Genomic DNA, 25,815 nt, shown 5'->3' on the forward strand with positions numbered 1-25,815 from the left:
GAATATGTTTTTTCGTTGCTAATTTCTTTATCTGGTAAAACTTTATTTAGTTTTTTTGAAAAATTCATTCATTTTTTCTTTTAACAATATTCATTTTTTAGTTATCTATTTAGCAAAATAAAAAACAATAATTAATTACCATTTTTATTTTTATTAATAAAAACGGATGAGAGAATATCAATATGTTCTAATAAACCTTTTTTGATTCGAGTTTCTGGAAATCTCATAGTATCTAATTGCACAATAAGCCCTTCTTTTCTAGCGTGTTTTACAGTAGGAACAAAATCGCTATCCGAAGTAATTAAAATGATTTTTTCCACTTGGTGTTTATTTGCTAAAGTTGCAATATCAAGTCCTATTTTCATATCTACACCTTTTTGTTTAATATCTATAACAAAATCTTCATTGCTTAGTTCGCTAACATCAATTTCACCTAATCTTACAGCAAAATACGGTTGCTTTCTTAGATGTTTTAATAATTCACTTCTAAATTTATAAGTTGTAGTTTTGCTTAAATTTTTAGATTTATCAGTTTTTTCTATAGGAGGCATAGGAACATTTTTATCTAACGGTTCGCAATCATAAATATAAACTTTATATAAATAGTCTTCACTTCTTCTAAGAGTTTCCCACACATAGTCTTTTAATCTTTTGGCTAATTCTGCGGCTTCCATTGTTTTAATGCTTTTGCGTGTATTGTATCCTTCAATAAAAAAGAAAGATCTACAAGAACAGCAGTCTTTTTTGGTTGAATTATAGAAAATTCTGTATCTTTATTGGACAAATCCATAATATGTAGTCCTATTTGCTAAATCTTGAAGGCAAAATGAGTCGTCATTTTAAAAATATTATGTAAAAAGACCCCTCTATGCTAATGATGCTGTAATTCTAACATAAAAAACATTAATAAGAACTTACTTAGAGATAAGCAACTCATTTTCTTCTCCTTGTGAAAATTCTAATTCGATTAAGTCAAATAAACTTCGACAGTCATAATCTTTTTCATCTTCAATTTATCTTTTCGTTTTTTGCAAGGATATTGTAACATTTTTAATTATTAATATTTAAAGTTCTTGCCTCTTTTAAAATCAATTTTCTTATATAAGTGCCATATTCACTTGCTAAATCTAAAACCATTAATTTTTTCAAAATTTCCATTTCTTGTTCATTAAGTCTGCAAACTACTAAATTATCTCTTCTTAGTTTTTGATCTACGGTTTTTCTTCCAGCTGATTTTTTATCAGCTTTACTATATGTTTTTTGAGAGCTTGTTTCAGAGTTTAAAGCTTCTGCTATTGTAAATGGTTTTTTTTCCATTATTATTTATCCTTTCTAATAAAATCTAAAAGTCTTTGATATTCATTGAAAAAGTTTGTATAGCTTAATCTTGAAAGATTGTTTTCATTATAAAGTTCAGTAAAAGAAGCTCCACTACTCATAGAATTTTCAATTATCTTTGAAAATTTAAAGAAAAAAAGATTTAAATCTGTAAAATTGCTTTCAAGAGTTTCACAAATTTGCTTTTTTTCTTTCTCATCTCTATAGTCTGTAACTAAAATACAAACTTTACCATCATTACCTATTTCGTTTAAAGTTTCTAATGTTCTAAGTAAAGAATTATAATTACTCGTGCAAGGAACAATAATCTTATTGCTTTCTTTAATAATATCCAACACTCCTTTTTCTACAAACCCACCAAAATCATAAACGCAATTATCTATTTTTTTTGGAGTTGGTAAAATTTTTGCTTTTTCAGGATAAATTTTTTCTATAATAGAATTATCATTGCTTTGTAAAAAATATTCTAAATCTTTAGCAATTGAAAAAGCAAAAGGAGTCTTTCCAACACCACCTTTTTTATTTATAACAGATATTATCATTAAAAAACCTTTTTTATATTTTTGTATAATATTATATATTATTATTTATTAATAAATAATAAAAATAAATAATATTTATTTTTGTTTCTTTGATTTTTTAGTGATAGTTTTGTTTTATATTCTAAATAATCTTCTAAATGTGTAGGTAGCATGAAGTCAAAAAACAATTAAATTTCATTGATTTTCATAATAAGCTTAATACCTTTGAAAATCCTACAAAAACAATATCTCAAAAAGATATAACAAGATAATTCATCATATTAAAATAAAAAATAATTATTTCTTATAATTATTTTGTGAAATATTATATAATAATATTATTATTTAAAATTAATTTTATTATATATTAATAAATATTAGTATATTATAGTTACTATAAATATATATAAAATTATAGAAAAAAGAACTTTTATGCAAAATTTAATTAAACTAAGTTTATTAAGTATAGTTACTGCTTGTGTTTTTTCTGCTTGCTCTTCAGAGCCAAAAACAGTGCAATATTACGAAGATCCAAAAAATGCTACAGAATTAGAAGCTAAAATCAAAGAATGCGATAAAAATGCTAATTCTGCACAAACTGACACAGAATGTGCAAATGCTTATAAAGCAAACTATTCTAAGTCATTTCAAAAGCCATTATCAAGTGCTAAAGATTTTTTTAAGAACAACAAATGAATTTAGATCTTTTTCAAACTCTAGGCGAAAGCATACAACAAATTGTTGATGCTATAAAAACAAATAAAATATATAAATAACCCTTATATTCTAAAGGGTTATCTTATTAATTTTAAATAACTAATTTAACTTTATATCAAGGATATGGATCCTCTTTTGCATCACCTCTTCCAGTAAGATTCTTCCATCCTTTCAACTTATGTTTATCAGGTTCTTTTCTAAAATTTGGACAAGGAGGCAATGAGTCACTTGAACTGATTGTTATTTTCCGTTTGCAATCAACACATTCAAATTCTCCTCCAGAAACATCTGAACCATAAGGAATATAACTTTTATTCATATACTACTCCTAATTATTAATTTATTATCATATTTTACCTTAAACTTTATTATATATAAATAAATATTAATATATAATAAGTTACTATAAATATACATAAAAGGAAACTTATGGAAATAAAATATTATCCGCCAGTTTTTCGCCAAGATAGCTTTCATTGTCCCCATTGCAATGTTTACTCTCATATAAAATGGGAAGATACTTGTCTAGATTTTTATCATGTTGAATATTTGTGTTCAATCGCATTTTGTAATCATTGTAAAAAATATTCAATATGGCTAAATGAAACCAAAGAAATGTTATATCCAAAAACAATAAATGTTCCTTTACCAAATGAAGATCTCAAAGAAAACATAAAGCAAATATATAATGAAGCGGCAATCATACTTAATGATTCACCCAGAGCAGCTTGTGCTCTAATGCGTCTTGCATTACAAGAACTAATGAAAGAATTAGGAGAAAAAGGAAAGGATCTTGCTAGTGATATATTAAACTTGAAAAACAAAGGACTTGATGAACAGATAATAAAAGCCTGTGAAATTGTAAGAATAGTAGGAAATAATGCTGTTCATCCTGGAATCATTGATATAAATGACAATCCAGAAATTGCCTACTGTCTTTTTGAGACGATTAATTTAATTGCAGAAAAATTAATCACTCAAAAAATAAAAACAGAAAAATTATTTAATAAAATACAAAATTTAAAAAACAAAAAACCTAAAATAAATCCTTAATTTAAGAAAAAATTAGGAAAATAGGCACGAATGATAAGGTTGTTTGAAAGTAAATACTATTATATATTACTAATTTTTAATATATAATAGTTATTTTTAGTAATTAATGTTATATGTTAAATTAGTTTTATGTTCCGCATTAAACCCAATATCGAATAACAAAGGTATTTCATAAATTTTAAGCCTTTTAGCTTCATTTACACTATTTGGGCTAAAAATAGAATCTATTTCGTTAAATAAAAAAATTCTCCTTGTTTTGCCTGACAATTTTGACATATATTCATAAGGTAGTAACTTTTTGTTGTATTGGAATATGAAATTTTCATATTATTTTTTTTAAAATACTTTCTAGCTCTTGAGAATAAGACAAAATATTCCAAATCATTTTAAATTTTGAATTAAATTTCCAATATTTTTTTTTCACAATCTAAAAAAGAAGATTTTAAAGCACCAAAAGCATAAACTGAAATCATCTTAGAACATTTCCAACAAGTAATAAAACCTTCAACAATATACAACTTCTCAGTAACATAAATGGTAAAATTTCTATTTTCTAAATAATCGATAAGGTAAGTTAAATTCCTATAATCTTCTAAATACCAAATTTTATAATCATTATTCCACTTAATCTTATATTTTTTTAATTTATCCTTATTAGAATAAGGAATATTAAGCTTAATATTCATAGTTTTTCTTTTTTAAAATCTCTTTATATTTTCTTACACTCTTAAGAGTATTAAATAAACCTATCAATACTATAATAAAAAATTATAAGCAATAAAAAATAGTCTCGAAAGAAAACTAAAATATCTTCATAAAAAAATTTAAAAGAATATTTTTAATTTTCACTTTCTTTTTCCATTTTTTAATTCTTATGATATTATAACAAAATAATAAAAAAAATTTTTTTATTAAAACCTCTTTTTTGGAGTTATCAAAATCATTTTTTTATGATTTTATACAAAAGTTCAAAAATTTTAATTTTTGATTTACCTTTTTTAATATTATAGAATTTAACAAATTTAAGAATTTAGTAACTATTCTATTTATGTAAATGTGTCTTTTAAAGCTCCTATTTTCCATATGGGTGTTCCGAAAAAATATCAAAAACTATTCTATTTATATCAAAAACTATTCTATTTATGTCAATTTTTTAATAACTTATGGGTGATTGTATGCTGATTTTGCTGACATAAATATAATAAACTATTCTATTTATGTCAATTTTATATTTTAGATGAAATTAGTATTTTTCAAAAAAATAATTTTTTACATAGATATAATAAGTATTGACATAAATATAATAATTTTACTATAATTACTTTATAAAAAGTTGTTAATTTGCACTAAACTATTCTATTTATGTCAATTTTTAGGGTGTAAATTAATTGTTTGTTCTATTTATGTCAATAGTAAGGAATTAAATGTTACTAAATATTATTATTGAAAAAGATCAGGATGGATATTTTGCACGCATTCTAGAGCTTGAAGGTTGTGTTTCGCAAGGAAATACCTATGAAGAAACTTTAGCTAATATAAAAGAAGCTGGGGAGCTTTATTTAGAAAGCCTTGCAAATGAAGAAAAAAGGATTATTGAAAACAAAACAACTTCAATTATTCCAATGGTTTTAGCAAATGCCTGAATTGCCAAGATTGACTGCAAAAGAAGCAGAAAAGCTTTTATTGCAAAATAATTTTTTGATTGATAGGCAAAAAGGTAGTCATAGAATCTATAAAAAAGGACTTTATAGAATGGTTATTCCTCATCATAGCGGAGAAATATTACACCCTAAAATCATAAAACAACTATTTGAAATTATAGAAGTAGCAAAGGATTAAAAATGCCTAAACGCAATACTATTAATACAATTACACTTGGAATTTTTAGCGATGAGAATGCTTCTGTAATTTGTGAAGACACCATTAAACTAGAAAGAGGTTCTGTAGCTGTATTAAGCGGCAATAGTGAAGTAGGAAAATCTTTTTTAGCTTTAAAAGTATGTGCTAATGCAATTAATGATGGTTTAAAACCTTTTTTTTGGAGTATAGAAGATAAGAATAAAGCAATTTTAGAACGCATTAAAAATATAGAAAATTTTTATCCTTTTAATAGTTTAGAATTTGAGTTTTCAAATGAACTTCCAAAAATTGATAAAGAACCTATGGATAGCTTAAAAGAAGAACTTAATGAGTTAGCAGATTGTGATTTAATCGTTCTTGATACTTTTAGTGCATTCTTCTCAATCTCGGGCTTTAAAGATCAAAATAATCAAAACGATGTGCAAAATTTCTTTAATATTTTAACAGATGTAGCAAAATCAAATAATCAAGCCATTTTATTACTTCACCACTTAGATAAAAAAGGTGAAAGTCTTATGGGTAGCTCTGTAATTATAAATGCCCCTAGACTTGTTTATAAACTCTCATTTCAAAAAGGAGAAGATAAAAACTCTACAACTTATCGCTTACTTGAAGTGCTAAAAGATAATAATAATATCAATGCTGGCGAGTTTCAAAAAACAATCAAAGTATTACAGAACTCTAGCATTGATGAACCTTTAGTTAAAGATATAAAAGTGGAAAATATTGACAATCATACCTTAGAAATTATCAACAAAAAAGATATTTCTGCTGTAAGTGTTAATGATTTAGCGGAAGGCTATGTAACAATGAATGAAAATAGAGGAGTTTTTTATTTAAGCTCACGAAAGCTTACTGATTCTAATTTTTATAAAGCATTTAAAGAAAATGACAATAAAATAGAATTTGGAATGCTTGGTGCAAATGGTTCATCATATGCTATTACTCTTAAAAATTCTTTACTAACGCAAACACATAGAAGTATTTTAGATGCTTTATTTTTATATATCAAGAAAAATGTAGATACAAGTGTTATTAAAAAATATCAAGAAAATTTTTGGGATATGGAAGTAAGATTAGAGCCTTATAAATTTTTAAAACAATATCTTAATAAAGCTCCTAGTAATTATTCTTGGTTAAAACAAAAATTTACAGAAATTTCTCGTTTTGCATATGATTTAGCCTTTACGCAAAACATTGAAGATAAAGATAAAGATAAAAAAACAATTACACAAAGAGATAAAGGGATTTTAATGTTTGATTCTGTAGAGCGTATCACAAAAGAAAATGGCGTGATTGTATCTGTATTTGTATTGACAGTTCGTAGGGAATATATCAAAAGACTTGAAACAGAATCTACTCTTTCATATGATGATGACTTATCAAAAATACTCATTGATTTAAATTCTTTAGTTGCACAGGATTTAATTAGATTTTTGACAAGTTTTCCTGATAAGAAAATCCTTAGTTATAGTGAGTTTTGTGAAATTAAAGCTTATAGACTTTATAAAGAAAGTTCTATCATTTCAAAACAAAAAAAGGAGATTGCTAAATTAAAAGATAAGCTTATAGAATTTGGAATTAATGTTTATGGCAAAGGTATAGAATTTGCAAATTATGATGATGAATTTTTTTATAACAAGTATAAAAATGAAAATGATTTGTTTTTTATCTACCAAAGTAATAATAGAGTAAAAAGATATATTAAGCGTGGTGATCCAATGAATCGATTAAACACCAAAAGTAATAAATTTATCTTACAGAAGTCTTTATTTGAGTGAATCACCCATCTGCTAAAGTAAAGTGGGTTTCTTGCTTCAACGAATAGATAACTAGTATATAACCATTTTTAATACCCTACTAGAGCTATCTCTACCCCAACTAGCATTAGTAATAGATTTAGATAAGCGTTTGTTTTTAATTAGTCCTTTAATATTTAGATTTTCAACAGCTATAAAATCATATAAATTTGTGATTTCATCGCTTATCTTATGTAAATAATCAGCTCTTGCTCTTGTAATTTTTTGATGAGCTTTAGCTACTTTAAGTTTAGCTTTTGCGCGATTATTTGAACCTTTTTGTTTTTTTACTCATTTGTATCCTTGTTTTTCGTTTTTTGCAAGGATATTGTAACATTTTTAATTATTAATATTTAAAGTTCTTGCCTCTTTTAAAATCAATTTTCTTATATAAGTGCCATATTCACTTGCTAAATCTAAAACCATTAATTTTTTCAAAATTTCCATTTCTTGTTCATTAAGTCTGCAAACTACTAAATTATCTCTTCTTAGTTTTTGATCTACGGTTTTTCTTCCAGCTGATTTTTTATCAGCTTTACTATATGTTTTTTGAGAGCTTGTTTCAGAGTTTAAAGCTTCTGCTATTGTAAATGGTTTTTTTTCCATTATTATTTATCCTTTCTAATAAAATCTAAAAGTCTTTGATATTCATTGAAAAAGTTTGTATAGCTTAATCTTGAAAGATTGTTTTCATTATAAAGTTCAGTAAAAGAAGCTCCACTACTCATAGAATTTTCAATTATCTTTGAAAATTTAAAGAAAAAAAGATTTAAATCTGTAAAATTGCTTTCAAGAGTTTCACAAATTTGCTTTTTTTCTTTCTCATCTCTATAGTCTGTAACTAAAATACAAACTTTACCATCATTACCTATTTCGTTTAAAGTTTCTAATGTTCTAAGTAAAGAATTATAATTACTCGTGCAAGGAACAATAATCTTATTGCTTTCTTTAATAATATCCAACACTCCTTTTTCTACAAACCCACCAAAATCATAAACGCAATTATCTATTTTTTTTGGAGTTGGTAAAATTTTTGCTTTTTCAGGATAAATTTTTTCTATAATAGAATTATCATTGCTTTGTAAAAAATATTCTAAATCTTTAGCAATTGAAAAAGCAAAAGGAGTCTTTCCAACACCACCTTTTTTATTTATAACAGATATTATCATTAAAAAACCTTTTTTATATTTTTGTATAATATTATATATTATTATTTATTAATAAATAATAAAAATAAATAATATTTATTTTTGTTTCTTTGATTTTTTAGTGATAGTTTTGTTTTATATTCTAAATAATCTTCTAAATGTGTAGGTAGCATGAAGTCAAAAAACAATTAAATTTCATTGATTTTCATAATAAGCTTAATACCTTTGAAAATCCTACAAAAACAATATCTCAAAAAGATATAACAAGATAATTCATCATATTAAAATAAAAAATAATTATTTCTTATAATTATTTTGTGAAATATTATATAATAATATTATTATTTAAAATTAATTTTATTATATATTAATAAATATTAGTATATTATAGTTACTATAAATATATATAAAATTATAGAAAAAAGAACTTTTATGCAAAATTTAATTAAACTAAGTTTATTAAGTATAGTTACTGCTTGTGTTTTTTCTGCTTGCTCTTCAGAGCCAAAAACAGTGCAATATTACGAAGATCCAAAAAATGCTACAGAATTAGAAGCTAAAATCAAAGAATGCGATAAAAATGCTAATTCTGCACAAACTGACACAGAATGTGCAAATGCTTATAAAGCAAACTATTCTAAGTCATTTCAAAAGCCATTATCAAGTGCTAAAGATTTTTTTAAGAACAACAAATGAATTTAGATCTTTTTCAAACTCTAGGCGAAAGCATACAACAAATTGTTGATGCTATAAGACAAATAGTCACAAATAATAAGGTTGTTTGAAAGTAAATACTATTATATATTACTAATTTTTAATATATAATAGTTATTTTTAGTAATTAATGTTATATGTTAATTACTATTTTATAATTCTCTTATTATATATGTAAAATCTTTTTTAATATTCATTAAATTATCAATGCCGCTAGTTAAGATAATTTGAATTTTCTTATCTACAATTATATATCTATTGTGCAAATAATCATATTTTTCGTTAATTTCAGCATCTTTATTCTCTACAACCAACCATTCTTTATATATATTTTTCAAGTTGGAACATAAATTTTTGGGAAATTTCATTATATTTTCAATAGGATAAAAAATGTTTAATTTTTTTCTCGGAAAGCATTCTTCAGCAAATTTTATAAATTGCTTCTGATTTTTATTTATAAATTTATCATAAACAAACAAATGATTTGCATTTAAAAATATGGCTTTTAAATGTTCTTTAGCTTTTTTTCTATCTTCATTTTTTATAAAACTAGCTGTAAAATTATTTTCTATTTTATCTTCAAAAATATTTACATAAGGAAAATTATATTGTTTCTCAGATAAAATAATTTTATATATAGTATTCTTAGAAAGACATTCTAAATCATCGCTATATTCTAAACTAGTCTTTTGTCCGAGAATAGATTTTAAAGTTTCACTATCATAATATCTTCTCATATATTCTTTTCGTTTTATCTTTAAAGTCTTTTTTAAAATAAAAAATAAAACAAAAACTATAAATTTTAAAACAATATTTAAAAAACTTACTTTATTTCTTTTGCCTGTATATCTTTTATTATTCTTAACAGGAGGCTGTTCTTATAAATATATGGATCCGCATATTATGAGTTTGAGAGCTTGTGTAAAGATATAGATAATAAAGTAATAATTTACAATAAAGCTTATTGGGAAATATTTAGCAATAGAGAAAAAGGAAATACAATACATGATGAAAAAGGAGAATTCTTTTTTAATCAAAAAATAAATAAAAATATATTTTGATTTTAAAAAATCAAAAAAGCATTAATGTATTACAAAAAATAAAGTTTACTTTAAAAGAAGTTACATTTGAAGATTATTATGATGATATTCATTATTTAACGCATTTATCCTATATTTATGATAATTATGGTATATTCTTAAAAGGTAATGAGGGCGCTGGATTCTATTTTAGATATCATAAAAGACTGTATTGTGAAGATATTAGATAAAAAATTAGAAAGATAATTTGAGATTTAGATTTTTGGAATAACAAATGAGCAAAAACATTAAAACACAAGAAGCTAAATTAGACTTAATCACTAAATTTTTAGACTATGCTAATTGTGCAGATGCTAGTTATGCGATGTTGCAATATGTTTTTAAAGGTGTAATTAAATATAAAAATGATAATGGCAATGAATTAGAAAAAAAAGTAGATACCCAAAGACTAGGTGATAAGCATAATAATCAAAATTCTACCTATGCAAGAGCTATACAAGCTCGTTTTGAACAAAATAAAATAGTTAAAATAGAACCTAAATATTGTATTTCTCTTATAAATACTTGTTTTGATAGTAAAGAAATAACATTGGATAATGATATTAGTAGGGTGGGGTTAAATGATACACTTAGTAAAAGAATCATTGATTTTATAAATAGATTTAAACTTTTAAAACATTAGTCTAACACTTTAAGTGGCTTTAGTGCTATTTTGTTTGAAGATACTAAAGATAATAATCAAAGTAATATAGGATAAAAATATATGAAAAACAAGCTCTATCATTATTTTAACAATAAAGAAAATTCAAATGATTTAAAAAAACAATTCTTTAAAAATATAAAACAAGCTTTATTTTATCTTTTTCTTGTCATCTTAACTTTTTATAATATTACTTATTTAACTCTTTTAACCTTTTTCCCTTTTCCTTTCTTTGGATGGATTAGCTTGTTTATACTTTCTACTATATGGGTATATTTATTTTTAAAGCTTGTCTTTTATCTTGTCTTTAAAATTTTTAATATTGATAAAAAAATTAAAAAGTTTTATTTATTTTTACCTTATCCATTATTCATGCTTCTTTGGTTTGGATACTCTTTTGTACCTCTTGAATGGCAAAGTAGTTTTAAAGAATTTGAGAGTTTGTGTGAGAAGGCTGATTCTAAGGCGGTTATTTATGATGCAAAAAATATTATAAGTCTTTGGGATAATTATAAAAAAATAAACAAGGATATTTTATTCAACATAACAGAGCAATATGTAGATTTTAGAATAAAAAAAATTATTATTTTATGGTACTATAAGGACGGCAAAAATACAATACAAGAATATAAAATAGACAATACATACTCTTGGCTTGACATAGGTATGTTTGCTAAATACAAAAGAAAAATGATATGCTATGATATTCAAAAATATAAAGAATTACAAGAAAAAAGAGGCTACTAATGCATGAAAAACAAGCCAAATATATGAAACTTTATAAATATGCTAGAATGTGCTGGGCTAGTTATTCTACAGGTTTAAATGAGGGTATGTTTGGAAAAGAAGATAAAAAATGGGGGTTGAAAAATCAAACACAATATTATACAAAACAGGATATAGAAATGTTAAAAGAAAATAACATTAATTCTCCCACATACTTCCAAGCCATAACCCAAAGTTCTATGCTTGTGTTTGATACTTATAATATTAGTTTTGATGAAGATAATGCTAATGAATTTATAAATCGCTATGAAGTATTAGCCTTTATTCAAGATGATGATACAAGCTTTTCTGCTACGCTTTTTAAAGATACTAAAGATAATGAATTAATTCTTGCATTTAGAGGTATAGATATTTTTCAATTTAGTTTTTCTTTTTGGGATAGTATAAAAGCCGGTGCACAAATTTTCAGATCTCAAGTTCCTCTGGAATATTATTTGCAATTATTAAAATTTTACGATGATAAAGTCAGGCATTTTTTAGGTAATGATAAACTTATTGTTACTGGACATTGTTTTGGTGGATATTTGGCACAGCTTTTTGTTTTGTCTTTTCCACAAAGTGTTAAAGCTTTATACACCTATAATGCCATGGGAGTATATGAAAATGAATATACAAAATATACAAATTATATAGGAAATAAATTTGATGATGGAATTGAAATTTTGGGATACAATTTTAATATCTTTGATGCTAATCTAAAAAATATTAAGCTGATTCCAATAACACAAGAGCTTAAAAATAATATTATTTTAAAAGATAATTCTATAGCTTTTAAGGAAGATACTCCTTATGAGGTTAAAGAATTGTTTCCCAACAATATAAAGAGTCAAAAAAATACAACTCAGCTTTATTTACAAATACAAAACGCTCCTTTGGATTTTAGTGTGATATTCAAAGAATTAGATTATAATAGCGTTTATACACTAACTCCAATCCAAGCGCGAGGATTTAAAAACTTAATAGAAAATTTATTAAAAGGGAATGAAGAATTTTCAAAGCTGCTAAATGCAGAAATTTACAAAATATACACCATTGATTTAGATGACTCTGAAGAAATATTTCAAAAGTTTGGAACGCATATAAAGCCTAATGAAATTATAGCTTTGAAATTAGATTATTTTAAGTTGCAACTTAATTTTAAATTTGATGGTTCAAAAAAATCTGCAGAAAGTGTTTTTGGTTTTGCTAAAAAAGCCACTATTTTAAAATGGATTCTTGTTTTAATTTCTATAGAAGATATATGTGAAGAATTGTTAAAACAATCTAGAATTAAAGATGATGAGCCGTCATTACATTTTTTTTATGGATGGGAAGAATTTTTTAGAGATTTTCAGGGATATTAATGTTAAATACTTTTCTTTATGAACTAAACTATCATCATACGAAAAAAACAAAAAGTCTTGTTAGTGCTATTTTTAATCTAATGCAAAAAGATAAGAATTTTTATATAAAACATTTAGATTTAAAAGATATAGATGAGATTAATATCGAATCTGATATTTCACTTTTAAGAGCTCTTTATGTTTGCAAAGAATATGTATTTTATAAAGAAAATAATGAAACTTTTTTAAATAGCAGTGTTATAGGTTATAATTCTACTTTCACAAAAATCTTCATCCTAGATAAAGAAAATCTAAATGATACCTATCTTGATGCTAGAAAAAGGCTTTATAAATCTATCAATACTTTAAAAGAAAAAAGAAATGAAAAAATAAAAGATATCCAAGACTATTTAAATAAAGAAATTTCCTTACAAGATAATCTAAATAATCAAAGCTTTAATACTAAGGAAAATGATGTTAATTTAATTTTAAACGAAGTATTTAACATAGAGCAATTTTATGATAAAAATACCAATACCATAGTATTAAAGACAAATAATATAAAAATCATATTCTTAGATAAAGTAAATTTGCAAGATAATTCTAACAATACTTCTTTCATCTCTATGTCAAATTTAATCCATATTTATGATAATCATTGTGATATTTTTGCAAAAGATAGAAGTGTTTTGGATATAAAGGACATAGAAGAAAAATACCAAATAGATTTTAAAAGTTTAGATATAAAAATCTTCCTAAACTCCACTCTCCTTACAGGCTCAAATGAACTTCCTAACAATCCTTTTTACTTTGGAGAATTAGATCAAGATAATACTATAAAACAAGATACACCTAGTTATTATTTTTCTCCTAAAGATGAAAGCAGTGGTTTAGGAAGACTTAGTATCTTTTATAAAAATGATGAACTTTGCTTGCTTAATTATTCTATTATAGAAAATTCTTTAAATATTAAATTAGAATGTTTAAGCAAACAAAGCTTAGAGTATAAAGACTTAATTTCAAACACTTTAAAAGAACAAAAAACCACACAAGTAGATAAAAAACAAGCTATAGCTAAACTTCATGCTCTTTTAGAAAATCAAAACCTAGAATGTATCCATGGAGGTAAAGTCATACTTAAATCAAACAAAGGAAAAACTTTTAAAGATGATGGTGTGCCTATTATGCTAGAAAGTGATTTATTAAACTCTAGTATAGTAGCTTGTCCTAATACTATAGCAGGTGTAAGTGTTCCTTGTACTAAAGTTGTTAATGTAAAAGGATCCTTATCTCAAAAGAAAGTCAATAATGAATATGTAATCTTACAAGAACTCATCTCAGCTTGTAAAACAGATAAAGGCTTTGCTTTAAAAGTAAGCTTTACTCCTACTAAGTTTAAATTTGATCACAGCTTTGATCCTAAAGAGGGCTTAGGAGAACAAAGTAAAAATCAAATAGAGTTAAAAGAACCTATAATAAGACTTCATTATAAAAGTGATAGATTTCAAAAAGATAATTTACCTATCTATAATCTTTTAATCAATAATGAAAAAAAAGAACAAGATAAGGCTTTAAATGAATTTAATATAGATTTAAAAGATTTAAAAGATATAGAGGATATAAATATTCTTAATCAATTCAAACAAGACTTTAGTAAAGATTATGAATTTAAAGAATTAAATCTTAGCTTTGATACTAATTTAATCAAACTTTATTTTATTATCCCAAAAAACATTGCTAAAGTTTATAAAAGTGCTTATAAGGAATTTGAAAATAAAGATTTAGGAGTAGGGTATTTTACACAGCTACATGAGTATGATAAAATCATCAAAAATGCTTTAGAAGATAATAAAGAATTAAACGAATATCATTTTAGTTTTTTAGCTCCTGCAAAAATGCAAAATTTAAAACTTCAAATCGCACAAGGACTAGATGAAATCTTAGAAGATGAAGATAGAAAACAAGAGCTTTATGTTTGTAAATTTGTGGTGGTAAATGGGGTTAGTGAAAACAATGCTCAAGAAAAAATCACTCATCTAAGCAATGATGGTCAAAATCTTTTAAAAAATATAGAGAAGCTAAGACTCAAACCTTATAATGATCAAAATGGAAAAGAAATTACTTCATATGTTAAAGGTGCAACTATCGGATATGGACATCTTATAGGGCAAAATGAATGGGATTTGTATAAAAATGGCATTACTTTACAAGAAGCGGATAAATTGTTTAAAAGCGATTTGTTACCCTTTGAAAATGCTGTAAAAAATTCAATAAACTCTTCCTTAGCACAGAACGAATTTGATGCCTTGGTTATATTATGTTTTAATATAGGGATTGATAATTTTAAAAATTCTTCTGTTGCTAAAATCATCAATGGAGAGAAAACAGGCTACAAAACATTAAAGGAAGCTTGGATGGCGTGGAACAAAAGTCAAAATAAAGTAATGCAAGGACTAATTAATAGGAGAAATGCTGAATATAAGCTTTACATTCAAGGAGGTTATGAAAAATGGTAATTTTTAAAAATATATTATTGTTTTTATTTTTTAGTACTTATTTATTAGCGCAAGAGGATTTTACTCCACTAGAGCAATGTACCTATGAAAATGAAAAGTTTTGGATAAAAATTTTAAATCTATGTCCAGAGGGTAATATAACTTGTGATAAAGTTGTATATGTGGGTGTCAATAAAAATAATGGAAAATATATTGTCCTAAACGGTAAGTCTATTAGTGATGTAAATATGAATTTTAAAGGATATGTTTTTAAAAATGGTATTTATGAATACAATATTTTTAATAATTTTTTATATATTTCTAAAAACAAGCAGATTATACAAGAATATCGTCTGAAATTATGTGAAAAATAGACGCAACAAAGGCAATAAGCAACAACAAATACCTAGAATATGTAAAAAGTTAAAAAGATGCAATAAGAATTACAAGAAGTTTTTAAAGTTATAAAAATCCTAATTAATGAAATCTTAGCTCCTAAATTTTACAACAAATACAAAGATTTAGAAGTAGAGATTGATGATAAGGGTAATGTGCTTAGATGGATAGGAGAGATTAATAGAGAGACAAAAAATATTAGCAAATAAAAAATGATATAATAATGCTTTATATAAGGAATCTTTTATGTTTATAAGTTCTAAAACAGAGTTAATTCAAACTATTAAAAATTTAACAATCAACAATAAAGAAGTTAAACAGATTGATTTTATTTATCCTAATTTTTCTATTTTACACGCTATATTAAAAAATATTGATTTTCATCAAAGAAAAATGCTATCTAAAAATCAAATATTGACTATGGAAATACTAGAAATTTTAAAACAAACTTGTGATAATCACAATAATATAGAAATAAATATCCATACCCTTAATGAGCTTGATGCTGGACAAAATGTAAATTTAAAAGATTTATCAAGCAGTGAAATTTGCACTAAAGTTTATTTAGAAGACTTAGAAGAAATTCAAGACAAGAAACAAGGTAAAGATTTTAATCTTTTTTATCATACAGATAAAAATAATCTTTGTATCGAATTTATCAATACTTTAAAAGAACTAGCTAAAGATTCTGAAGATATAACAACCTTAGACGAGTTAATCGAAAACATTGATCCTGATGATATAAGCAGTGAGAAATTTGATGATTTTAAGAAAAAAGTTTTAGAAAAAATTGGAAATGTCATAGAATCGGATTTTTTCAAAAATAGCATAAGTCCCACTTTAAAAAATACTTATGAAAAATTTATCAATGAGTTGTTAGAACACATTAAAAAACTTGCCGAAGAAAAAGAATATGAAAAAATTAAAATCATACTAAGTGCTATAGCGGGTGTTGCAATAGCCACAGTGGTAGCTGTTCTTACAGGTGGGGCAGGATTAGCTATTTTGGCTGCTGATTTATTTTCTTTAATGGGTTCTGCAAGCGAGTATTATGAATTTGCTCAAAGAGATTATGGCACACTTTTAACGCCTTTAGCCGCATTTTTAGCCACTAGATGTGCTATGTTTATTCATTATATTAATTCTCGCTTGTTATCTTGTGTTTTAATTATTAATAAAAAAGAAATTATTGATTTAAGTGGTTTTGGATTATATCTTGGAAGCGATGAAAGCAATATCGCTTCGAATTTAGCTTATAAAATCACTTTAAGCGAAGAAATAAAAAGCATTGAAAATATTTTTAGTGAAATCTTTTTAAACCCAGAACAAAAAGACAAGGGGTATAAAAATACACCCAATGATTCAAAATCGAGCAATTTACCCGCTTTCATTTCAACGCAAAAATTATCTAATTTGTATTTAAAAAACAATGCTATTTTAAAGAATTTGCAAGAAGATATTAAACAATTTATTTATTTTTCCTATATAGAAAGTCCAAATTTTAACTCAAGTAAACTAGCTGAATTTTTCGCACAAAAAAATCAAAATGCACAAATAGATTTAAATACAACTAAAATGAGTAAAAATTATTTGATTATTTCAAATATCCCCAATAAATACAATGCAGGACTTAGTGAAAGTTTAACTCAAGAAATCGCCAACTATAATATACAAGATAAATACAGAAGAATTAAAAAAAATATTGATACTTCAAAAAAAACTTATGACAGCACAAGAGATTATAGCGAATATAGCATAGAAATGCCACAAGATGAAAATGAACCTTATATTTTACAATTAAGCCCTTTTGTGAAAATATCCAAAGAAGCTTATGAGAATAGTAAAAAAGCTTATGAAGATATGCAAAAGGTTTATAAATATTTAACAAATTTTGTTGCTACACCGCAGAAGCTACCAGAATTCGCAAAAACAGCTAAAGAAAAATTAGCAATATCAGAAAATGAGCCAATGATAGAAATAGTAAAAAAGACGGAAAATTTACGACATTGCGAACGAATAAACATTTTAGCTTACATTGACTACAATAAAAAAATAAATGATAAAAAATGGCTTCCTTATTTTTATATCAAAAAATTCTTTAAACAAAACGAAGCCAAAGAATCCATCATAGAAAAAGAAAAAAAGATAGCTCATCAATATTTAACTTTTTTGAAAAAAGAGTTTTTTGAAAAATCGGATAAATCTTCATTTGGGAACTATTCTTTAATGGAATGTTTATTCATTTCATTTGTCTTGTATCAAGCTAAGCTTATTTTTCCAAATATCAATTTGGATTTGAAAAAATATGGAGGCAGTAATTTTGTATATATAAAATACTTAGAGGAAACTTATGTTTTATGGACAGATGAATGTCCAATATATGTAAATAATGAGCCAACAAATATTACAGCATATGAAGTTGTATCGCAATTATTAAAAATACTTGACAAAAAAGATTATTCTTTTGTGGAAAATGATAATTCGATAACTATAGATGATTTTTTTAATGAATTATCAAAAGATTTAGATACAACAAATACATTAGATAAAAAAATAATCAAATTAAAGCAAATGTATCATTTAGATGAACAAAAATGCATTAAAGAATTTATGAATTTAGACGAAGAAACGCAACGAGCTTTTGTTGCATGGATGGATATAGAGAAACAAATATCAGATTTATCAAAGCTTTTGGAACAGATGTATGGAAAAGAATATTTAAATAAGGCAAAAGAACAAAAAACAAGTGAAATATTTACTTATGCAATGTTAAAAATTTTATTAAGTGCTAGTCCTTTTATCAGCTTTACAGCTCAAATGTTGTGGGATTTTAATTTTTTAAAAACAATAGAATATGTTATTCAAGCTTGTATTAAAATAAACAAAGAAGGATTTAAAGAATTTTTTAAAGAACAGCTTGGTATTTTTGCACCTCCAAAAAAGAATAGTATATATCATATACACATAAAATCTAATTTAATAATAAAAGCACGCTTGCAACAAATAGAAAAAGAATTAATTCATACTAAAATCCAAATGATTTTAGCACAAGAGATAAAATCCAATTTAATAATACAAAAAAATACATCCGGTTTAAATCCATTTATCACAAAGATAAAAGAATACTTTAATGAAAAACAAATTAAGATTTATTGGAGTGATAAATATATGAAACAATTATTTATATACTCTAATCAAGAAAGCAATATATCTAAAATTGCTCTTATGCATAGCATAGATATACAAACTCAAAAATATACTATTTATACTTATGCTAAGCTAAATAAACTTGACCTTGCTTCTATTGTGACTGGAGAATTTGTGGGTATTTTTTTAAATTATCTCTTTCCAACAAATTTTAAAGCCCTACAAGAACAATATGAAAGCATTGTTTATCAGCTTTACACCTTTAAAGATGATTCTCCTTTAGCAGTTATAAGAGATCATTTTGTAACTTATCCTTTTGCAATCAATTCAAAATTCATTAGCTTTGATTTAAAGAAAATTTTTTATGGCATAGATCTTTGCACAGGAGTTTTTGACACTCATTTTTCCTTTCATTATGAAATAGATCAAAAGCTTGAAGAAAATAAAGAATTTCTTTTAAAAAGACTTTTATCTTATTTGATTATTGATGAGAAAAGAAATGCAACTGCTTTAGAGGATATAAAAGAACAAAAATATATTATAGATGATTATACTTTTTATTTTAAAGAATTAAAATCTTTAGAACTTAAAAAATGCACTATATATCAACTTCCTTGTAATCATCCTTTGTTTAAAGAGTTTAGAAATAAAGAAAAGCAAATTAGTGCTTTTAAAAAGGATGAAGATAGTCCTATTCATGCTTACAATGAAGCTTTACAAATTTTACAAGATTTTGCTAATGGACTTTACAATACAAGTAAAGATAAAACAGGAAGATATATAGAAGATAAAAATAAAACCAGAAGATTACTAGAAAAACTCAATATCATAGGACAAAACAATCTTAAGGCTATGTATATGGGGATAAATGAAAATGAAGAAAGCTTGAAAAACAAAGACAATGAAGAAGGAAACGAGGAGGATATAGAAAGTGTAACTAAAAATAAACAATCCCAAAAATTACCGCCTAATTTCATAGGCAGACTAGCCACTACTATAATCATAGAAGATGGTTTATATATGGGTTAAATTAAGAAAGGATAGATAATGAGTGAAACTTATGAGATTTATACACCTAATGGATTGGCATTAGATGTGGAAAAAGATACCAATAAAATACTCTTTAAAGAAAATGTTAAGCCCACAGGCAAATACACCCAAGAATATTCCAAAGCTTTGTTTGAAGCACACAATATCAAACAAAACTCCCCCTACAAAGACTATAAACCTCAATACCTAGATCCTGAATTTCACACAGGGGAGAAATCTACTTTACTTGAATTTAAAGAATGGCAAAGTATATATTTAAAAGATCCTATTAAAGGAAACATAGCTCCTTGGACTAAAGCAGAAAAAGCTTATTATAAATCTTTAAAAACTAAAAGAGAAAGATATAAATATTTAGCAATAAGAAGTGGATTAAGATCTGTGGTTATAGATATACCCTATGATGCTTATGCTAATGTAGATGAAAAAGGAAATTTAATCAATGAAGAATACGCCTATATTTATGATGAAGTAAGTTCTCGTCGTGGAACATTAAAATCTTATTCTTTCTTTAATGAATGGGAATTGTCTGCTTTACTTTTGGGAAATATTAAAGCTAGTCCCACAGCTGCCGTAGGATTTAAAGCAAGACAACAACAAGCATTGTTTTTACAAGCTCAACTTGGAGATAAAAATGCTTTTAAAAGTTTAGGTTTAGCAGTATTGTGTTCTAATTCTTTTCTTACAGGGCAACATTGGAATAAGCTTAGGGCAAAAATGATTTATGATTTACACGATCATCATTATGAGAGTTTATTAGATGAATTTGGTATGCTTCCTTTTTTAGATGAGATTATAGGAGTAGATTGGGTGATAGATTTAAATCGATATAAATTTGCTCTTGATGAAGAAGGCAGAATCATTTGGGCTTTATATGATGATATTGAAAAAGGTAAATTAAAAGATCCAAGAGATATAGATTCTACTTCTGAAAGCAGGAAAGAATTTGATCATTATATGGATGGATATAAAAATGGAATGGCAACTAGATTTGATGTAGATATTAGAAACGAAAGAGATGAAAGATCTGCTAAACTGACTATGGATACCCTAGTATTAAGCGCCAAACTCGCAGCCCTCACTCCTCCTCAAGGCTATCCTAATGCTCCAAGATACTATAGCCCTGAAAGACTAGAAATTATTTATAAAAGACATAAGCTTGATAAACTTCTTGACCCAAGAATTCCTGCTATTTATAGATATAATTTTCCGCAAGAACTTCGAGCTAAAATACTAGCTTATGCTAAAGAACATAATATAAAAGAGTAAACCACAAAAGAAAGGAAAAACAATGCAAAAAATACTTCAAATCGATTTAGAAAAAAGAAAAGCTTTAGAGAATTTCAAAAATCTAGCTTTATTAGGATTAGGTGGAACAATGCTTTTAAATTTAAAAGAACAAGCTTTGGATTTTAGTCAAGAATTAACTTATATAAATACTTATGATAAGTATTTAAATTTAAAGCTTGATTCTTTTTATATCCCTTCTACACTTTTATCTTTGCTTCAATTAACTAAGAAAAGCAAAGAAGCTTTTTATATCAATGTTTTAATCAATAGCGATACACATTATAAAAATCCTTTATTACAATATGCTATTACCCAAAAACAAGAACAAGAAAATATCGTTTATGCTTTAAAAAATAATGAAAATCTTAATGCTTCTTTTGCAAATCTTAATGCTTTAAAATTAGCCTTAGAAGAAAAGAATTTTTATCTTAATTTTATAGACTTAAACAGCAAAGAAAGTCTTTTAAGTTTTTATAATCAAATAATAAGCAATAATCATTTTAGAAATTATTTTTATATAAAAAATAATCAATTTTTTATTAAAAAAGATATAAAAAATAAAATTGTATTTCATAATATAAATTCTTCTTCTATTATAAGTAATTATCTTAGATTGTTAAATGATTTTAATACTTTAAGCAAGATAGAACTCATAAATATATTAGAAAGTTTAAGTTTATACAATCTTTCAACTTTAATGCAAACTATACAAACTATACAATCAAAAAATGAATATAACTCAAAAGACTTTGATAAAGATAGTATCTTTTTATCTAATATGATTATGAATGTGAGATTGAAGTAAAAAGATAGTAGATTTGGTAAATTTAAATCTTGTTAAGTTTATTATTTAGTTCAAATAAAAAATATAAAAAAATATAGAAATTCAATAGAAGAAGAGAAGTTTAGTTAAAAGTTTGTTTGGTAAGCCAAAGGAAAATTATAACTCCCCTTTAAAAAAGGGGAAATCAAGTGTTAATAACACTTGACTATAATTATACAAATTAGTATAATTATAAGTACGAAACGAAACATAGTTTCACCCCCTTTCTAGGGCGTGATTATGCCACAGGGTTGCAGCCTTGTGGCAAAACCCTTAATGCAATTATACCAAACAAACTCTTTGACTTCTTAATACATTTTATTTATGATTGAATCTTATCTTTTAACATAAACAAGAAAAATATAAATTAAAAAATAAAATAATTCAACAGAAAGGAGATAAGCTTAGTTAAAAGCTTGTTTGGTTAAGCCAAAGGGAAAATTATAGCTCCCCTTAAAAAAAGGGAAATCAAGTGTTAATAACACTTGACTATAATTATACAAAGTAGTATAATTATTACTATAATTTTGGTTAGCATTAAGCTCACCTCCCTTCTGGGCGGTAAATTAACGCTAAAGGGTGGCACCCCTTTGGCGTTGCACCCTTTTATAATTATACCAAACAAACTCTTTAACTTCTTAATATAATTTATGAAAAGAATTTTTTTATTAATTTTATTTATGGTTGCACCTTTGTTTGGAGCTACACAAATAGATAATAATCACTTAATTTATGCTTAGGGCTATGGTGATATTATCAATGAAATGCTTCAAGCTGTCAAAGGTATCACAACTGAAGCAAATTTCCTATTTAAAGCGGCTTTGGGTATAGGCTTTTTAATTTTTAGTGTTAAAAAAGCAATTGATAATCAAACTAGCCCTGTAATGGAGTTTGGCAAATTGTTACTTTTAGGTGGGGTTACTTGGAATTTATTTTTAAGCTCAAGTAATGATGACAAGCATCGTTTTATGGTTTATGATGAAGTTACAAGCAAAAGTTATGTAATATCACAACTTCCTGTGGGTATGGGTGTTAGTTTTGCTTTAATGAGTAATTTTGAAAGAGTAGTTTTAAAAAGCATGGAAAAACATTTTTCAACTCCACAATCTACAAATTTTTCTAACGCAGGTTTAGGTTTTTCACTTCAAGTAATGAGTACTTTACCAAGTGTAAAGCTTTCGGCTATTGATGCAACTTTACAAAAAAATATTGATTTTTACTTTAGAAACTGCGTTTCAGTAGGTATCTTGCTTAATCAACAAGGTAGAAATCTTTTTCAAAACTCTGATAATTTGATGCAAGATCTTTTCACAAACATAGGCAATGGCTCTCAGCTTACTCCTTTGTTTGAAAATAACAATAATATTGAAAAACAAAGTGTTGTGCCTTGTTCTGATGCAGGTCCTCAAATCGTTGAAATGATTAAAAAAGATACAGATGAAGCTATGAAAATTCATGCTGCTTTGCTTGGCATGGTAGATGATATGACAAATTATGAGCAAAAGTTCTTAGGCGCTGCATAAATCTATAACGAACAAGCTGTAAGTGCTAGATCTTATTTACAGCAATCCATGATAATGCTTGCTTCTCAAGATGCAATCATTAATACCGCTAAATCAGTAGGATTAAATCCTGCTTCTGTGGCTGCAAATACTGCTTATGCGGATCAGCAATTTTACGCAAGTATGCAAGCACAAGGACACATGGCGCAAACTTATTTGCCTTTAGCTAAAGCTTATTTAACAGCTATTATCATAGGTTTATCTTGGCTTGTTGCTTTGCTTTCTATTGTATTTGGCTCTTACGCTCATATTAAGATGTTTTTTACTCTGTGTATTTGGATAGTGCTTTGGACTCCTATACTTTGTATTATTAATTTTATAAATGATTTTAATCTTATGAATGTTGCACAAGTAATAACAGGTGGAAAAGCAGCTTTAAGCTTAGGAGATAACATGCTTATATTCAAAGAAGTAGCAAATAGATCAAATTTCATGAATTATCTTGTAATGAGTACTCCTGTTTTAGCTTATGCTATAGCTAAAGCAAGTGAACAAGGATTTGTAACTTTTGCTTCTGGATTATCTCAAGCTCTAACAGGTGCTTCAAGAGCTGCTGGAAGCTTTGCAAATCAGCAAGCCTTATCTACACAAACTAGTATTGCTGCTCCTAGAGGAGATGAAGTTTGGGCGATGAATGCAGGGGTAGCGAGTTTGCAAGGTGCTACTAGCATAGGAAGCAGTAGATATTCTACTACTAGCATAGCAGGGGGTGGAACAACTGTGGCTGATGTAAATACAGGTTCTAAAATAAGTGGTGATATGCAAGGCGTTACTGCTGCTAACATTGCAGGACTTAGTGCTAGTGATATGAAATCAAAACAAGCTTCTTTAGCAGGTGAAGTTTCTCAAGGTATTAGCGATGCTTTAAAAACAGGACAAACTTCTCAATCTGTTGCTAATATGGCATTTGATCATTCTGCCTCTCATGGCATTAATGCTCAAGCACAAGAAATCTTTAAAGCAAGTTCTACTATGGCATTTGATAAGATGGCTCAAGCAGGAGATCAAAGAGCGCAAGAAATTTCTACTTCTTTACATGCTGGCGGTACAGTTGTTATTGCGGGTGGAAAAGTTCAATTAACCGAAGCTGATGGTACAAGTAGAACCTTTCAATTCTCAGAAAAAGAAATGCAACAATGGGCTAAGGACTTTGGGGATAATGTGGCTTCTACTTATGCTCGTGATGATTCAGCTAGAGCCTCTCTTAATAATGCTTTCTCAACCTTTACAGGTAAAGAATTCTCTCAAGTGCATTCAGCTATTAATAAATATAGCTCGGTTGAATCGTTTGCAAGCAATGTTAACTCTGATTCTGTGCCTAAAGCACTCAATAATTACATTCGTTCAGGTGATAATGCAGCAATTACAAATGCTTGGAATAGTGGTAATATCGGAAAAGCTATGGCAATGGCTTCTGATGATTTCCAAAGATGGAGCGTTAACAATCCACAACAACTCTCTAAATACTTTAACGCAGGAGATTTTAGTAGTCCGCAAAACACTATGGGTTCTGTAGGTATGCAAAATTATTATAGTCCTTCTACAGCTTCTGCAATCCATAAAGGCAATTATGGCACAGTAGATTCAGCAGCCGTAGGATTTGGAAATAGTTATGAAGCTGATAAGAAATCTATGGCAGAAGGACATTTTAACACTACAGGACAAAACACAGCTTGGGGACAAGGTAATTCACAAGGAACAGTGCAACAAGAAGTTCAAGGACAGGTTAATAATGCGGTAAATCAATTTAGCAAACCTACAGAACAAAGAATGGCAGGACATTTTGTAGATGCAACTGCAGGAGAAGGTTCATTATTAAATAGGGCAGGAAGTGGGATGCCTAGCACTCCGCCTCCGCAAAATAATTCTACAACTTCTACGCCTCCAAACTCTGCTCCTCCTGCGCCTAAAATACCTCCTGAATTTTTAAAATAAGCAAGCTAATTTAGGCTTGCTTATAAATATTGTTAAAATATGTTTTTGCTTTTTATTTGTGGAAATATTAAGTATGTAATAAAAATTTGAAAAATGTTTGCAAGAATGATAATTAAAATAAG

The 25,815-nt window shown here is 26.3% G+C and carries 22 protein-coding genes and 2 pseudogenes; 15 read left to right on the top strand and 9 right to left on the bottom strand.

Annotated elements, in window-relative coordinates; translation table 11 throughout:
• Window positions 1-131 precede the first annotated feature (131 nt).
• The 3 genes from FBE87_RS08835 to FBE87_RS08845 all read right to left on the bottom strand — a co-directional run bounded on the left by FBE87_RS08835 (window position 132) and on the right by FBE87_RS08845 (window position 1,880).
• On the bottom strand, window positions 132-674 hold the full coding sequence (locus tag FBE87_RS08835; RefSeq protein ID WP_038853341.1) for an NYN domain-containing protein: 543 nt from the start codon (window positions 672-674) through the stop codon (window positions 132-134).
• Window positions 675-1,050: 376 nt separating this feature from the next.
• The gene (locus FBE87_RS08840) at window positions 1,051-1,317 is read right to left on the bottom strand and encodes a hypothetical protein (protein ID WP_002779707.1); all 267 of its coding nucleotides are present in this window, start codon (window positions 1,315-1,317) and stop codon (window positions 1,051-1,053) included.
• Between the two features lie 2 nt (window positions 1,318-1,319).
• On the bottom strand, window positions 1,320-1,880 hold the full coding sequence (locus tag FBE87_RS08845) for a hypothetical protein (protein WP_002802083.1): 561 nt from the start codon (window positions 1,878-1,880) through the stop codon (window positions 1,320-1,322).
• Between the two features lie 411 nt (window positions 1,881-2,291).
• On the opposite strand from FBE87_RS08845, the gene FBE87_RS08850 reads away from it, so the two are divergent.
• A complete protein-coding gene (locus tag FBE87_RS08850) occupies window positions 2,292-2,555 on the top strand; it encodes an EexN family lipoprotein (protein WP_052799518.1) in 264 nt (87 codons plus the stop codon).
• 136 nt (window positions 2,556-2,691) lie between these two features.
• Here the strand turns inward: FBE87_RS08850 and FBE87_RS08855 are convergent, their stop codons facing one another.
• Window positions 2,692-2,895 (bottom strand): hypothetical protein, encoded by a 204-nt coding sequence (locus FBE87_RS08855; RefSeq protein WP_032581280.1) that lies wholly within the window; start codon window positions 2,893-2,895, stop codon window positions 2,692-2,694.
• 110 nt (window positions 2,896-3,005) lie between these two features.
• On the opposite strand from FBE87_RS08855, the gene FBE87_RS08860 reads away from it, so the two are divergent.
• Window positions 3,006-3,629, top strand: coding sequence for a DUF4145 domain-containing protein (locus FBE87_RS08860; protein WP_052781606.1), 624 nt, complete (start codon window positions 3,006-3,008; stop codon window positions 3,627-3,629).
• A 398-nt stretch (window positions 3,630-4,027) separates the two neighbouring features.
• Here FBE87_RS08860 and FBE87_RS08865 read toward each other — a convergent pair whose 3' ends face one another.
• Window positions 4,028-4,315: a hypothetical protein gene (locus tag FBE87_RS08865; protein ID WP_168977256.1), complete on the bottom strand. Its 288-nt coding sequence runs from the start codon at window positions 4,313-4,315 to the stop codon at window positions 4,028-4,030.
• A gap of 738 nt (window positions 4,316-5,053) precedes the next feature.
• Between FBE87_RS08865 and FBE87_RS08870 the strand changes: the two genes are divergently transcribed.
• Genes FBE87_RS08870 through FBE87_RS08880 form a run of 3 tightly spaced genes read left to right on the top strand, consistent with a single transcriptional unit; the run spans window position 5,054 to window position 7,270 of the window.
• The gene (locus tag FBE87_RS08870) at window positions 5,054-5,272 is read left to right on the top strand and encodes a type II toxin-antitoxin system HicB family antitoxin (RefSeq protein ID WP_002818418.1); all 219 of its coding nucleotides are present in this window, start codon (window positions 5,054-5,056) and stop codon (window positions 5,270-5,272) included.
• Window positions 5,265-5,468, top strand: coding sequence for a type II toxin-antitoxin system HicA family toxin (locus FBE87_RS08875; protein ID WP_002779783.1), 204 nt, complete (start codon window positions 5,265-5,267; stop codon window positions 5,466-5,468). Before FBE87_RS08870 ends, FBE87_RS08875 begins: the two co-directional genes overlap by 8 nt.
• 2 nt (window positions 5,469-5,470) lie before the next feature.
• Window positions 5,471-7,270 carry an AAA family ATPase gene (locus FBE87_RS08880; RefSeq protein WP_052781607.1) on the top strand — a complete coding sequence of 600 codons (1,800 nt, stop codon included), beginning with the start codon at window positions 5,471-5,473 and terminating at the stop codon, window positions 7,268-7,270.
• A gap of 51 nt (window positions 7,271-7,321) precedes the next feature.
• Here the strand turns inward: FBE87_RS08880 and FBE87_RS08885 are convergent.
• The 3 genes and pseudogenes from FBE87_RS08885 to FBE87_RS08895 form a co-directional block, all read right to left on the bottom strand.
• Window positions 7,322-7,516, bottom strand: a pseudogene (locus FBE87_RS08885) (hypothetical protein); the annotation flags it as partial.
• Between the two features lie 111 nt (window positions 7,517-7,627).
• On the bottom strand, window positions 7,628-7,894 hold the full coding sequence (locus FBE87_RS08890; protein WP_002779707.1) for a hypothetical protein: 267 nt from the start codon (window positions 7,892-7,894) through the stop codon (window positions 7,628-7,630).
• Between the two features lie 2 nt (window positions 7,895-7,896).
• Window positions 7,897-8,457, bottom strand: coding sequence for a hypothetical protein (locus FBE87_RS08895; RefSeq protein WP_002802083.1), 561 nt, complete (start codon window positions 8,455-8,457; stop codon window positions 7,897-7,899).
• A 411-nt stretch (window positions 8,458-8,868) separates the two neighbouring features.
• Here FBE87_RS08895 and FBE87_RS08900 point away from each other — a divergent pair, with 411 nt between their 5' ends.
• Window positions 8,869-9,132 carry an EexN family lipoprotein gene (locus FBE87_RS08900; RefSeq protein WP_052799518.1) on the top strand — a complete coding sequence of 88 codons (264 nt, stop codon included), beginning with the start codon at window positions 8,869-8,871 and terminating at the stop codon, window positions 9,130-9,132.
• Window positions 9,133-9,302: 170 nt separating this feature from the next.
• Here FBE87_RS08900 and FBE87_RS08905 read toward each other — a convergent pair whose 3' ends face one another.
• Window positions 9,303-9,887, bottom strand: a complete 585-nt coding sequence (locus FBE87_RS08905; protein WP_100626353.1) for a hypothetical protein — start codon at window positions 9,885-9,887, stop codon at window positions 9,303-9,305.
• Window positions 9,888-10,464: 577 nt separating this feature from the next.
• Between FBE87_RS08905 and FBE87_RS08910 the strand changes: the two genes are divergently transcribed.
• The 9 genes and pseudogenes from FBE87_RS08910 to FBE87_RS08960 all read left to right on the top strand — a co-directional run bounded on the left by FBE87_RS08910 (window position 10,465) and on the right by FBE87_RS08960 (window position 25,693).
• The gene (locus FBE87_RS08910) at window positions 10,465-10,872 is read left to right on the top strand and encodes a hypothetical protein (protein ID WP_052781598.1); all 408 of its coding nucleotides are present in this window, start codon (window positions 10,465-10,467) and stop codon (window positions 10,870-10,872) included.
• A gap of 81 nt (window positions 10,873-10,953) precedes the next feature.
• Window positions 10,954-11,637 (top strand): hypothetical protein, encoded by a 684-nt coding sequence (locus FBE87_RS08915; protein WP_002819291.1) that lies wholly within the window; start codon window positions 10,954-10,956, stop codon window positions 11,635-11,637.
• Window positions 11,637-13,019, top strand: coding sequence for a hypothetical protein (locus tag FBE87_RS08920; RefSeq protein ID WP_100626354.1), 1,383 nt, complete (start codon window positions 11,637-11,639; stop codon window positions 13,017-13,019). The genes FBE87_RS08915 and FBE87_RS08920 overlap by 1 nt, the downstream gene beginning before the upstream one ends.
• On the top strand, window positions 13,019-15,514 hold the full coding sequence (locus FBE87_RS09295; protein ID WP_252726909.1) for a glycoside hydrolase family protein: 2,496 nt from the start codon (window positions 13,019-13,021) through the stop codon (window positions 15,512-15,514). The genes FBE87_RS08920 and FBE87_RS09295 overlap by 1 nt, the downstream gene beginning before the upstream one ends.
• Window positions 15,508-15,867 carry a hypothetical protein gene (locus tag FBE87_RS08940; RefSeq protein WP_002779560.1) on the top strand — a complete coding sequence of 120 codons (360 nt, stop codon included), beginning with the start codon at window positions 15,508-15,510 and terminating at the stop codon, window positions 15,865-15,867. The genes FBE87_RS09295 and FBE87_RS08940 overlap by 7 nt, the downstream gene beginning before the upstream one ends.
• A 268-nt stretch (window positions 15,868-16,135) precedes the next feature.
• On the top strand, window positions 16,136-20,065 hold the full coding sequence (locus tag FBE87_RS08945; RefSeq protein ID WP_100626298.1) for a hypothetical protein: 3,930 nt from the start codon (window positions 16,136-16,138) through the stop codon (window positions 20,063-20,065).
• An 18-nt stretch (window positions 20,066-20,083) separates the two neighbouring features.
• Window positions 20,084-21,352 carry a hypothetical protein gene (locus FBE87_RS08950; protein WP_100626299.1) on the top strand — a complete coding sequence of 423 codons (1,269 nt, stop codon included), beginning with the start codon at window positions 20,084-20,086 and terminating at the stop codon, window positions 21,350-21,352.
• Window positions 21,353-21,374: 22 nt separating this feature from the next.
• Window positions 21,375-22,178 carry a hypothetical protein gene (locus FBE87_RS08955; RefSeq protein WP_002790984.1) on the top strand — a complete coding sequence of 268 codons (804 nt, stop codon included), beginning with the start codon at window positions 21,375-21,377 and terminating at the stop codon, window positions 22,176-22,178.
• A gap of 782 nt (window positions 22,179-22,960) precedes the next feature.
• Window positions 22,961-25,693: pseudogene (locus FBE87_RS08960) on the top strand (conjugal transfer protein TraG N-terminal domain-containing protein).
• The last annotated feature ends 122 nt before the right edge of the window (window positions 25,694-25,815 follow it).

Source organism: Campylobacter sp. CFSAN093246, from assembly GCF_012889415.1.
GTDB lineage: Bacteria > Campylobacterota > Campylobacteria > Campylobacterales > Campylobacteraceae > Campylobacter_D > Campylobacter_D jejuni.